At 65.5% G+C, this 10,643-nt stretch carries 14 protein-coding genes; 2 read left to right on the top strand and 12 right to left on the bottom strand.

The genetic code is table 11. From position 1 onward, the window contains the following. Nucleotides 1-230: 230 nt before the first annotated feature. The 9 genes from IP69_RS20780 to epmA all read right to left on the bottom strand — a co-directional run bounded on the left by IP69_RS20780 (nt 231) and on the right by epmA (nt 6,317). Nucleotides 231-1,334 (bottom strand): anhydro-N-acetylmuramic acid kinase, encoded by a 1,104-nt coding sequence (locus IP69_RS20780; protein WP_054144732.1) that lies wholly within the window; start codon nt 1,332-1,334, stop codon nt 231-233. Between the two features lie 43 nt (nt 1,335-1,377). Next, the gene (locus IP69_RS20775) at nt 1,378-1,686 is read right to left on the bottom strand and encodes a DUF1330 domain-containing protein (protein WP_054144731.1); all 309 of its coding nucleotides are present in this window, start codon (nt 1,684-1,686) and stop codon (nt 1,378-1,380) included. A 1-nt stretch (nt 1,687) separates the two neighbouring features. Continuing rightward, a complete protein-coding gene (locus IP69_RS20770; RefSeq protein WP_054144730.1) occupies nt 1,688-1,975 on the bottom strand; it encodes a DUF1330 domain-containing protein in 288 nt (95 codons plus the stop codon). A gap of 37 nt (nt 1,976-2,012) precedes the next feature. Next, a complete protein-coding gene (gene pyrF / locus IP69_RS20765; RefSeq protein WP_054144729.1) occupies nt 2,013-2,720 on the bottom strand; it encodes an orotidine-5'-phosphate decarboxylase in 708 nt (235 codons plus the stop codon). An 82-nt stretch (nt 2,721-2,802) separates the two neighbouring features. After that, on the bottom strand, nt 2,803-3,447 hold the full coding sequence (locus IP69_RS20760; RefSeq protein ID WP_054144741.1) for a DsbA family oxidoreductase: 645 nt from the start codon (nt 3,445-3,447) through the stop codon (nt 2,803-2,805). Between the two features lie 58 nt (nt 3,448-3,505). Then, the gene (locus tag IP69_RS21600) at nt 3,506-3,862 is read right to left on the bottom strand and encodes a type II toxin-antitoxin system VapC family toxin (protein WP_349236312.1); all 357 of its coding nucleotides are present in this window, start codon (nt 3,860-3,862) and stop codon (nt 3,506-3,508) included. A gap of 2 nt (nt 3,863-3,864) precedes the next feature. Further along, nucleotides 3,865-4,134, bottom strand: a complete 270-nt coding sequence (locus IP69_RS20755) for a type II toxin-antitoxin system Phd/YefM family antitoxin (protein ID WP_054144728.1) — start codon at nt 4,132-4,134, stop codon at nt 3,865-3,867. A 54-nt stretch (nt 4,135-4,188) separates the two neighbouring features. Then, nucleotides 4,189-5,256 carry a lysine-2,3-aminomutase-like protein gene (locus IP69_RS20750; protein ID WP_054144727.1) on the bottom strand — a complete coding sequence of 356 codons (1,068 nt, stop codon included), beginning with the start codon at nt 5,254-5,256 and terminating at the stop codon, nt 4,189-4,191. Next, on the bottom strand, nt 5,253-6,317 hold the full coding sequence (gene epmA, locus IP69_RS20745) for an EF-P lysine aminoacylase EpmA (RefSeq protein WP_054144726.1): 1,065 nt from the start codon (nt 6,315-6,317) through the stop codon (nt 5,253-5,255). The genes IP69_RS20750 and epmA overlap by 4 nt, the downstream gene beginning before the upstream one ends. A 116-nt stretch (nt 6,318-6,433) precedes the next feature. Between epmA and efp the strand changes: the two genes are divergently transcribed. Both efp and IP69_RS20735 read left to right on the top strand, forming a co-directional pair. After that, nucleotides 6,434-7,003, top strand: a complete 570-nt coding sequence (efp, locus tag IP69_RS20740) for an elongation factor P (protein ID WP_054144725.1) — start codon at nt 6,434-6,436, stop codon at nt 7,001-7,003. A 90-nt stretch (nt 7,004-7,093) separates the two neighbouring features. After that, nucleotides 7,094-7,612 carry a DUF1993 domain-containing protein gene (locus IP69_RS20735; RefSeq protein WP_054144724.1) on the top strand — a complete coding sequence of 173 codons (519 nt, stop codon included), beginning with the start codon at nt 7,094-7,096 and terminating at the stop codon, nt 7,610-7,612. 230 nt (nt 7,613-7,842) lie between these two features. On the opposite strand, the gene IP69_RS20730 is transcribed toward IP69_RS20735, so the two are convergent. From IP69_RS20730 to IP69_RS20720, 3 genes are all read right to left on the bottom strand, one after another. Further along, complete coding sequence (locus IP69_RS20730) at nt 7,843-8,496, bottom strand: MBL fold metallo-hydrolase (RefSeq protein ID WP_054144723.1); 654 nt, start codon at nt 8,494-8,496, stop codon at nt 7,843-7,845. 113 nt (nt 8,497-8,609) lie between these two features. After that, complete coding sequence (locus tag IP69_RS20725) at nt 8,610-8,945, bottom strand: hypothetical protein (RefSeq protein WP_054144722.1); 336 nt, start codon at nt 8,943-8,945, stop codon at nt 8,610-8,612. Then, entirely contained in the window at nt 8,942-10,570 is a 1,629-nt protein-coding gene (locus IP69_RS20720; RefSeq protein WP_054144721.1) for a fumarate hydratase, read from the bottom strand. The genes IP69_RS20725 and IP69_RS20720 overlap by 4 nt, the downstream gene beginning before the upstream one ends. Nucleotides 10,571-10,643: the final 73 nt, after the last annotated feature.

Genomic DNA, 10,643 nt, shown 5'->3' with positions numbered 1-10,643 from the left:
TGGGCGGTTTATAGGTCCCACCACCCAGACATGTCAACACGGTTTTTGAAGAAAATATCGACGGCCCATCCCCCGGCACCCGGGCAAAGCCGGCTTACCGCTTAAACCGCTGCTGTTTGGGCCCGTTTCGAGCCCCTTTGCAGCGATTTGGTTTCGAAATCGCCATGGTCGCGAATCGAAAATTCCTTGGTTCGTATTGATAGCCGGTGCCGGCCAACATTTTTGTGACGTCAACCGAGCCGGTTGAGCCTGCCGCCGGTCAACGGCGCAGGCACGCCGGTTGTTCCCGGCAGGCTGAGCGGCAGCCCCTTCACCGATCGGATCGCGAGATAGGCGAAGAGCTGCGCCTCGAGCGCATCGCCATCCCAGCCGGCAGCCTCGACCGGCTCGACGGGAACGCCCAGCCGCTGGCTCAGCCGCGTCATGAGGTGGTGGTTGAGCCGCCCGCCGCCACCGACGAGCCAGCGCCGGGGCGGGCGCGGGACATGGCGCAGCGCCGCGACCAGGCTCTCGACGGTGAAGGCCGCCAAGGTCGCCGCGCCATCGGCATCCGAGAGCGGCTCCACGATGGCCGCGCGGCGGTGAAAATCGTTGCGGTCGAGCGATTTCGGCGCCGGCCTGTCAAAGAAGGGATTGTCCATGAAGGCCGCGACGAGATCGTCATGAACCGTCCCGCTGTCGGCCAACGCGCCCTCGGCGTCATAGGGGCGGCCGAGGCGGCGCAGGACGAAGTCGTCGAGCAGGGCGCTGGCGGGGCCGGTGTCGAAGGCAATGACCGCGTCGCCATCGATATAGGTGACATTGCCGACCCCGCCGAGATTCAGCACCATCACCGGCTGCGCCATCCCCTGCGCCAGCGCGCGGTGGTAGAGCGGGGCAAAGGGGGCCCCCTCCCCGCCCGCGGCGACATCGGCCTGGCGGAAACGGTCGATGGTCGGGATCCCCAGAGCCGCCGCCACGGCGGGACCGTCAATCAACTGGCGGGTGAAGCGCTGCTGCGGACGGTGATAGACCGTCTGGCCATGCAGGCCGACAAGATCGATGCCGGCGGGGTCGATCCCATGATCCGCGATGAAACGCTGGATCGCCGCGAGGTGGTCAGCCGTAACCTCGGCCTCCAGTTCGACCAGCGGTTCGGTCAGCGCGCGCTCTGCTTGCGCGATCAGCGCCTGGAGCGCCGCGCGCGTGCTCTCGCGATAGGGGTAGGAAGCGCCGGGCCCGAAGGCGACAGCATCACGCCCGTCGCTGGTGACGACCGAGACGTCGATGCCGTCCATCGAGGTGCCGCTGATGACGCCCAGGGCGGTGAGGCTGTCCTGCTGAAGTCGGTTCATCCGAACGCACCAAGCCCCACTCACGCTGCCGTCCCGGACGGTTCTATTCGCCCGGCTGGGCGCCGTCATAGCCGCCGATGATGACCAGATCGACCTGGCCGACCTGAGCCAGGTGCTTCACCGCCTCCTGATATTCAGGAGAAGCGTAGCAGGCGCGCGCCGTCTGTTCGTCCTTGAATTCGAGCACGACGTTGTGCTTGCGCCCCTCGCCGCGGGCGAGCTTGTACTCGCCGCCGCGGACCAGGAACTTCGCGCCGTATTTCGCGAAGGCGACCGCGTTCAGCGCGCGATAGCGTGCGTATTCTTCCTCGTTCTCGACGTCGAGGCGCGCGATCCAATAGCCCTTGGCCATGTCAGACTCCCTCGACCACGACGATGTCGATCTCGCCGGCGCCTTCGCGCAGCTTGCGCGCCTCGGAATACTCCTGCGACATCGCATAGGCCTTGGCCGCCTCGAAGCTCTCGAATTCGAGGACGACGTTGCGGGCCCTGCCCTCGCCTTCCGCGACGGTCATCAGGCCGCCCCGCACCAGCGGCGTTCCGCCATATTGCTTGATCGCCTCGGAGGCTTTGGCCGCATAGGCCGCCCATTGCGTCGCGTTGGTGACCTTGGCGCGCGCCACGACATATCCCTTAGGCATGATCCGAATCCTCTGAGAGGGTGATTGGGGCGCAAGCTTAGGAGGCGGCCGCGATCTCGTCCATGATCGCGGCCGCCGCCCCACGCGGGTCGGCTGCGCGGATGATGGGACGCCCGATGACGAGATGATCGACGCCGGCGCGGATCGCCTCGCCCGGGGTCAAAGTGCGCTTCTGGTCACCGGCCGCGCTGCCGGCGGGGCGGATGCCGGGCGTGACGATCAGCATATCGGCGCCGACCACCTCGCGGACGATCTCGGTCTCGGCGGCCGAGCAGACGATCCCGTCGATGCCCGCCGTGCGGGCCTGTTCGGCGCGGCGCCGCACGAGCGTCTCGACATTCATGCTGTAACCCGCTTCCTGGAGATCGGCCTGATCGTAGGAGGTCAGCGCCGTCACGGCGAGCAGCTTGAGGTCCGCACCATCGCGTCCCGCAACGGCGCCGCGCATGGTCTGCGGGTAGGCGTGAACGGTCAGCAGGTCGACGCCGAGATGACTGAGAGAGGCGACGCCCTCCGTCACGGTGTTGCCGATGTCGTGCAGCTTGAGATCGAGGAAGACCTTCTTGCCCTCGGCAACCAGCTGCTGGGTCAGTTGCAAGCCCCCGGCGAAGGCCAGCGCATAACCGATCTTGTAGAAGCTCGCCGTGTCGCCGAGTTGCGAGACGATGCGGTACGCGTCCCAGATCGTCGGCACGTCAAGCGCGACGATCATGCGGTCACGCAGGTCGTTGATGGTCTGGCTCATGGGCCCGCTCCCGCTGTTTTGCGGGGATGGGGCATGATTCGAGCCTCGGCGCAAGGCCGCGACCTCGTCGAGCCGTCGCTGCTCAGGCCGCGTCGTCGAGCACCTGCTTGAACACCTGCGCCCAGACATCGCCGGTCTGCGCGCCGGAGACCGCGAGCTTGCCGTCGATGATGAAGAAGGGCACGCCGGTGACGCCGACCTGGCGGGCATGGTCCTCGAGCCCGATCACGGTCTCGCGCAATTCGCCATTGGCGAGTTCGTCGCGGGCCGCCTGCTCGTCGAATCCCTGCTCGACGGCGATCGCGACCAGGGTCTCGATATCGCCGATGTCGCGGCCATCCTGCCAATAGGCCTTGAACAGAGCCGCCTTCATATCCCCGCCGCGCTGGACGGTCGAGGCGGCCGCGACCAGCATATGCGCCATGCGGGTGTTCACGCTCTTGGTCACGCCCGCCCAGTTGAAGGTGATGCCGCTTTCGAGCGCGGCCTCGGAAAGCCGGATCTCGATTTCCTTGCGCTTGCCGGCGCCGAACTTGGCGTCGAGATAGGCAGTGCGGTCCATGCCCTCGGTCGGCATGTCGGGGTTCAGCTCATAGGGCAGCCAGGTGATGGCCACGCGTTCGGTCAGGCCATGGCTCTCCAGCGCCCGCTCAAGCCGCGCCTTGCCGATGAAGCACCAGGGGCAGGCGAGATCGGAGACGATCGCGATCGGCAGTTTTTCTTGCATGGGCATGTCTTTCGTAGGGGCAAGTCGGCGACGCGGGTCACAGACTCGGCATGGCTGATCAAATCTTGCGGATAGGCCCTGGATAGCGGGCCAACACGGCATCAGAGGTCAATAGCGTCATCCCCTCAGCCATAGCTTGCGCCACCAGAAGGCGATCGAAAGGATCCTTGTGGATGGCTGGCAAATCACTCAGCGCCAACACATGCTCGCTTTCGGCCTTCAGTTCCAGATAGTTGCTGTCGATCAGATTGCGGCGCAGCCGACGCAGATTGACCGCAAAATCTGAGCGCCTTGACGCGTTCTTGATCGCAATCTCCCAAAGACTCGCGACGCTGAAGTAAATGCCGTTCTCCGGCGTTTCAATCAGGGCAACGGCCTCCGACGAGAGCTTATGGGGTTCGCTCGCAAGCCACAGAATTACATGCGTATCGAGCAGTAGCTTAACGGCTTACCCGAGAAGAGCTCCTCGATCTCGGCAGCAGCCATGCTGTCGAAATCATCGGGCGTCGTGAACTCGCCCACCATAAAACCGATCCTGCGATGCGACTGTTTTTCAGAAGCGTCCAACGGGACGACCTTGGCCATAGGCTTGCCTGCCTCGGCGATGATGAAACTCTCGCCCCGCGCCACTTTTTCCAGTAGCCGCGAAAGATGCGTTTTTGAGTCGTGGATGTTCACCGTATCCATCGGCCGCCCCCAAGTTAGTCCATCTGAGTTATTCTACTGCAAACGGTACTAGTTTCAATCCGGCGGATAGTTGTGGTGCGAACCGAAACGGTCTTCCACCACGGCCTCGGCGCCGGGCACTTCGCAGCTTGAGAGGAAGGCGGGGCCGACCGGTACCTTCCCCGCTCCGCCGGGGATGTCGAGGATATAGGTCGGCTGACACAGACCCGAAAGATGGCCGCGCAGGCTTTTGACCAGGGCCTGCCCCTCCTCCAGCGAGAGCCGGAAGGACGCCGTGCCGGGCGCGAAGTCGGGATGGTGCAGGTAATAGGGCTTGACCCGGTTCTCGACGAAGGCGCGCATCAGCGCCGACAGCGTCGCGACATCGGCGTTGACGCCCCTGAGCAGCACGCTTTGGCTGATCAGGACATGGCCGGCATCCGCCAGGCGCGCCAGCGCGGCGCAGGCGTCCGCTGTGAATTCGCGCGGATGATTGGCGTGGATGGCGATATAGCTCGCCTTACCCGGCACGCGCAGCGCCTGCGCGTAATCGACGGTGATCCGGTCGGGGTCGACGATCGGCACGCGGGTATGCCAGCGCGCGACCTTGATATGGGGGATCGCGGCGAGACGACGGGCGACCTCGCGCACACGCCGCGCGGAGAGGATCAGCGGGTCGCCGCCGGTCATGATCACCTCCCAGATCTCGGGGTGACCCGCGAGATAGGCCAGCGCCGCATCGAGCTTCTCACCGGTCAGCGCATCGCCGCCGGGCCCGACCATCTCGCGCCGGAAGCAGAAGCGGCAATAGACCGGGCAGGCATGGACGAGCTTGAGGAGAGCCCGGTCGCGATAGCGGTGGACCACGCCCTCGACCGGGGAATGGGCCTCGTCGCCGATCGGATCGGCGCGTTCCTGGGGCAGCGTGACGAGTTCGGCGGGGTCGGGGATGAACTGGCGTGCAATCGGGTCGGCCGGGTCGGTCGCGTCGATCAGCGCCGCCATGGCCGGCGTGACCGACACGGCATAGCGATCGGCCACCGCCTGCAGCGCCTCGCGCCGCACGGGGGCGACGAGTCCGGCCTCGACGAGCGCGTCGACGCTGCGCAGCGGCTGGCCGCCGGGAGGCTGGTGCAGGGTCATGCCGCTCCCCTGCCCGGTTCGGACACCGGCGTCCAGAGTACATCCTCGATCCGGCGCGCGCCGGTGCAGAGCATCACCAGCCGGTCGAAGCCCAGCGCGATGCCGCTTGCGGCCGGCATCTGCGCGAGCGCGGCGAGGAAATCCTCGTCGACGGGATAGCGCTCGCCATAGATGCGCGCCTTCTCGTCCATGTCGGCCTCGAAGCGCCGGCGCTGCTCGGCCGGATCGGTGAGTTCGCCAAAGCCATTCGCCAGTTCGACGCCGCAGGCATAGAGCTCGAAGCGCTCGGCAACGCGCGGATCGCCCGGTTTTGGGCGGGCCAGCGCGGCCTCCGAGATCGGGTATTCGCACAGAATGGTGGCCCGGCCCTGCCCCAGATGCGGCTCGATCCTCTCCGACAGCACGCGGCTGAAGATATCCGACCAGCTGTCGTCATCGGCGACGCGCATGCCGGCCTCGACCGCATCGGCGGCGAGCCCGCCGCGATCGACATCGTTGTCGGCGGTGACGGTGCGCAGCAGGTCGATGCCGGCGTGACGGCGGAAGGCCTCCTGCAGCGTCAGACGTTCCGGCTCGGCAAAGGGATCGGCCTCGACGCCGCGCCAGCGCAGCATCGTCGTGCCTGCAGCCTCCGCGGCTTCGGCCATGAGGGCAGCGCTGTCGCGCATCAGCATCTCGTAGCCTTCGCCGGCGCGATACCATTCCAGCATCGTGAATTCGGGGTGATGCAGGGCGGTGCGCTCGCGGTTGCGGAAGACGCGGGCGAAATCGAAGATGCGCGGCTCGCCGGCAGCCAGCAGCTTCTTGGCGGCGAATTCGGGCGAGGTGTGCAGATAGTAAGGATGATAGGCGCCGGCATCGTCGATCAGCGTGGTCGAAAAGCCGTGCAGATGCGTCTCGTTGCCGGGCGACAGCTGCAGGATCGCAGCCTCGACCTCGACGAAGTCGCGCGCTTCGAACCAACGCCGCAGCGCCGTCTTGATGCGACCGCGCGCGAGCAGCGCGGGGCGACGGTCGGCATGCACGTCGGGCCGCCAGAAGGGCGAAGACTGGTTTTTCATCGTCTCAGGTTCGGAACGTCGGCAAGCTTCCGTTTCGCCTGCAAATGCGGTAGTTGCGCGGCAACGAATTTCGATCGGGCGCCCCGGGGCGCCGTGCTAGCTCAAGGACAAGCCACGTGGTCAAGGTCATCGCATCCTCCGTTCGCAAGGGCAATGTGCTCGAACTCGATGGGCATCTCTGCTCGGTGCTCTCGGCCGAGAGCTTCTTCCCCGGCAAGGGCACACCGACGACGCAGATCGACATGCGCCGCATCCATGACGGCACCAAGATGACGCAGCGCTACAAGACGACCGAGCAGGTCGAGCGCGCCTATGTCGAGGATCGCGACTTCACCTATCTCTACCAGGACGGCGAGCAGTACGTTTTCATGAACCCCGAGACCTTCGACCAGATCAATGTCGATGGCGACGTGGTTGGGACCATGGCGCCCTATCTCCAGGAGGGCATGAAGGTCTCGCTGTCGGTGTTCGAGGAGAAGGCCGTCTCGATCGAGCTGCCGCAGCGCGTCACCTGCGAGGTCGCAGAGACCGAGCCGGTCACCAAGGGCCAGACGGCCTCGTCTTCCTACAAGCCGGCGATGTTGACAAACGGCGTGCGCACCGCGGTGCCTCCCCATATCGGGCCCGGCGTTCGCATCGTCGTGTTGACGGAAGACGGCTCCTATGTGGAGCGCGCCAAGGACTGATGACACGCACCGGTGCATTCCCCGGCGATGTGATTATATCGGCGATGCGACGGGCCCTTTCCGGGCCCGTTTTCTTTTGAGGATCGTCTCATGCCCATCACCGCCCGCTCCGCCGCGCTCACCGGCTTCGTCCAGACCCTGAAGGCGCTCGACGCCATCCTCGACAAGACGGTCGAGCAGGCGGCGACCCGCAAGATCACGCCCGAGGTGCTTCTCGGCGCGCGACTGGCGCCCGACATGCTGCCCTTCTCCCGCCAGATCCAACTCGCCTGCGACTTCGCCAAGAACGCCGCGGCCCGCCTCGCCGGCGGCGACAATCCCAAGCACCCCGACGACGAGAAGAGCTTCGACGAGTTGAAGGCGCGCATCGCCAAGGTGCTGGCTTTCGTTGAGGGAATCGACGACGCCGCCTTCGAGGCCGGCCTGGCGAGCGACGTCACCTTCCCGCGCGGGCCGAGCGCGACCATGACGATGCGCGGCGAGGCCTATCTCACCCGCTTCGCCGTGCCCAACTTCTATTTCCACGCCACGACCTCCTATGCCATCCTGCGCCAGAATGGAATCCAGATCGGCAAGCAGGACTTCCTGCTCGGCGTGCTCGACGCCTAGCAGGGGTCATACGAGCTCCCAAGGGTATGGTTCGAAGCGGCCTTGAATTCGACACAGGCCGCCTCCATATGACTGTTACGGCGATGTCGAGGGCGTTCCACAGTCCTCCAACGCCGCAGAAGACGGCCATGAGCCGAACGTTTGACGCCGGATGTACGCGCACCCGTTCAGGACATGGCCGTTGGTTCTTCCAAGGCCCGTAGCGGATTTCCGCTGCGGGTCTTTTCGTTTCAGCCCGTCAGGAACTGATTGTTCAACCGCTCCTCGCCGAGCGTGCTGGCGGGCCCGTGGCCGGGCAGGAACTGGACATCGTCGCCAAGCGGCAAAAGCTTGGCCTTGATGCCGCCGATCAGCGTCTCGTGGCTGCCATAGGGAAAATCGGTGCGGCCGACGGAGCCGGCAAAAACGGTATCGCCCGCCAGCAGGAAGCGCAGATCCTTCTGGAAGAAGGTGATGTGGCCGGGCGTATGGCCCGGCACATGCTGGACGCTAAAAGCCACCTCGCCGACCGAGACCTCGTCGCCCTCGACAAGCCAGCGCGTTGGCGTGACCGCACGCATGTCGCGGATGTCGAACAGCAGGCCTGAGGTCGGCAGATCGTCGAGCAGGAACTTGTCCGCCTCATGCGGGCCGATGACCGGGATCGACAGCGTCTCCGCCAGTTCCGTCGCGCCGCCTGCATGATCGAGATGGCCATGAGTCAGCCAGATCGCGGCAGGTGTGACGCCGATCTCCTTCAGTGCGCCGAGAATGAGCGGGACGTCGCCGCCGGGATCGACGATCGCGGCCTGCATCGTCCTCGTGCACCAGAGGATCGAGCAATTTTGCTGGAAGGCCGTCACGGGGACGACCGCGATCTGGAGCGGTGGCGGGGTGTCGGTCATCGGACGCGCTTTCTTGTAGGAGGCCGGCCACGGTCATTGCGAGCGCAGCGAAGCAATCCAGAACCGTCGAGCCATCTGGATCGCTTCGCTGCGCTTGCGATGACGGTATCCGTTCATCGCCTGCCGCCGCAACGACCCGCGATCAAGGCGCGGTAGTCGGCCAGGTCGGAATCCATCATGGCGACGTTCTGCTCGCGCTGCGAGCCGCTCTGACAGGTCGCGAAGACTGAACGCGAACTCTGCAGGAAACCGACATGCTCGCGCCAGGTCCGGCACTGCGCGGCCTGATCGGCATTGGCCACGGCACTCAGCCGCGTCTGCTGCCGGCGCAGTGCGCCTTCGTTCTGGAACAGATCGCGCGAACAGTCCGCCGGCCGGCCCTGGGCCGGGGCGGGCAGCGGCATCTGAGCCAGCGCCAGGACGAGACCGGCAAGAGCGAGTGTTCTCATCCGAGGTTCAGCTCCTTGAAGAAGTCGTTGCCCTTGTCGTCGATGACGATGAAGGCGGGAAAATCCTCGACCTCGATGCGCCAGACGGCCTCCATGCCGAGTTCGGGATATTCCAGCACCTCGACCTTGCGGATGCAGTCCTGCGCCAACCGCGCCGCCGGGCCGCCGATCGAGCCGAGATAGAAGCCTCCATGGCGCTTGCAGGCTTCCCGCACGGCTGCCGAGCGGTTGCCCTTGGCGAGCATCACCATCGAACCGCCGAAGGACTGGAACTGGTCGACGAAGGAATCCATGCGGCCGGCGGTGGTCGGCCCGAAGGAGCCCGAGGCCATGCCGTCGGGCGTCTTGGCCGGACCGGCATAATAGACCGGGTGGTTCTTGAGATAGTCGGGCATGCCCTGCTGGCTTTCGAGCCGCTCGCGAATCTTGGCATGGGCCGAGTCGCGGGCGACGATGATCGTCCCGGTGAGGGAGAGCCGCGCCTTGACGGGGTACAGCGTCAGCGTCGCCAGAATCTCGCTCATCGGCCGGTTGAGATCGATCTTGACGACGTCACCGCCGAGCGAGGCGTCTTCGACCTCGGGCAGGTATCGCGACGGGTCGGTCTCCAGGGCTTCGAGGAAGATGCCGTCCCTGGTGATCTTGCCCTTGGCCTGGCGGTCGGCCGAGCAGGAGACGCCGAGCCCGATCGGCAGCGAGGCGCCATGGCGCGGCAGGCGGATGACGCGCACGTCATGGCAGAAATACTTGCCGCCGAACTGGGCGCCGACGCCGAGCGCCTGGGTCAGCTTGTGGACCTCCTCCTCCATTTCGAGGTCGCGGAAGGCGTGGCCCGAGGGCGATCCGGAGGTCGGCAGCGCGTCGAGATACTTAGTCGAGGCGAGCTTCACCGTCTTCAGGTTCTGCTCGGCCGAGGTGCCGCCGATGACGATGGCGAGGTGATAGGGCGGGCAGGCGGCGGTGCCCAGCGTCAGGATCTTCTCCTTCAGGAAGGCCATCATCCGGTCCCTGGTCAGGAGGGACGGCGTCGCCTGGAACAGGAAGGTCTTGTTGGCCGACCCGCCGCCCTTGGCGACGAAGAGGAACTTGTAGGCGGACTCGTTTGGACCTTGGCCTTCCGCATAGATGTCGATCTGGGCCGGGAGGTTGGTGGCGGTGTTCTTCTCCTCGAACATCGACAGCGGAGCGACCTGGGAATAGCGCAGATTGCGCTTGAAATAGGCGTCGGCGACGCCCTCGCCCAGGGCCTGCTCGTCTTCCCCTTCCGTCCAGACCAGACGCCCCTTCTTGCCCATGATGATCGCCGTGCCGGTGTCCTGGCACATCGGCAGGACGCCCCCTGCAGAAATGTTGGCGTTCTTGAGCAGGTCGTAGGCGACGAACTTGTCGTTCGAGGTCGCCTCGGGATCGTCGAGGATTTTCGCGAGCTGGGCGAGATGGCCGGGGCGCAGCAGATGGTTGATGTCGATGAAGGCCTGCTCGCTGAGGCGGCGGATCGCCTCGCGCGAGACGCTCAGCACCTCCTGATCGCCGAGCCTCGCCACCGTGACGCCTTCGCTGCCAAGCGAGCGATAGGGCGTGCTGTCCTCACCGAGCGGGAAGAGATCGACATGGGTAAAGGCCATCAGTGGGCTCTCCGGCATTGAACGGTGCCCATCGCTGGTGAGCAAGGCACGCTGCCGGATCGAATAGACGATG

Origin of the sequence: Allobosea sp. AAP35 (genome assembly GCF_001295925.1) — a bacterium.
Classification (GTDB): domain Bacteria; phylum Pseudomonadota; class Alphaproteobacteria; order Rhizobiales; family Beijerinckiaceae; genus Allobosea.
This window is presented reverse-complemented; position numbering and strand designations above follow the sequence as displayed.

What these genes read in the sequence shown, in the direction of transcription:
- IP69_RS20780 (WP_054144732.1), bottom strand. Translation starts at nt 1,334, where the DNA reads ATGAACCGACTTCAGCAGGACAGCCTCACCGCCCTGGGCGTCATCAGC.
- IP69_RS20755 (WP_054144728.1), bottom strand. Translation starts at nt 4,134, where the DNA reads ATGGATACGGTGAACATCCACGACTCAAAAACGCATCTTTCGCGGCTA.
- IP69_RS20750 (WP_054144727.1), bottom strand. Translation starts at nt 5,256, where the DNA reads ATGACCCTGCACCAGCCTCCCGGCGGCCAGCCGCTGCGCAGCGTCGAC.
- IP69_RS20725 (WP_054144722.1), bottom strand. Translation starts at nt 8,945, where the DNA reads ATGAGAACACTCGCTCTTGCCGGTCTCGTCCTGGCGCTGGCTCAGATG.
- IP69_RS20760 (WP_054144741.1), bottom strand. Translation starts at nt 3,447, where the DNA reads ATGCAAGAAAAACTGCCGATCGCGATCGTCTCCGATCTCGCCTGCCCC.
- pyrF (WP_054144729.1), bottom strand. Translation starts at nt 2,720, where the DNA reads ATGAGCCAGACCATCAACGACCTGCGTGACCGCATGATCGTCGCGCTT.
- IP69_RS20720 (WP_054144721.1), bottom strand. Translation starts at nt 10,570, where the DNA reads ATGGCCTTTACCCATGTCGATCTCTTCCCGCTCGGTGAGGACAGCACG.
- IP69_RS20735 (WP_054144724.1), top strand. Translation starts at nt 7,094, where the DNA reads ATGCCCATCACCGCCCGCTCCGCCGCGCTCACCGGCTTCGTCCAGACC.
- IP69_RS20775 (WP_054144731.1), bottom strand. Translation starts at nt 1,686, where the DNA reads ATGGCCAAGGGCTATTGGATCGCGCGCCTCGACGTCGAGAACGAGGAA.
- epmA (WP_054144726.1), bottom strand. Translation starts at nt 6,317, where the DNA reads ATGAAAAACCAGTCTTCGCCCTTCTGGCGGCCCGACGTGCATGCCGAC.
- IP69_RS20730 (WP_054144723.1), bottom strand. Translation starts at nt 8,496, where the DNA reads ATGACCGACACCCCGCCACCGCTCCAGATCGCGGTCGTCCCCGTGACG.
- IP69_RS20770 (WP_054144730.1), bottom strand. Translation starts at nt 1,975, where the DNA reads ATGCCTAAGGGATATGTCGTGGCGCGCGCCAAGGTCACCAACGCGACG.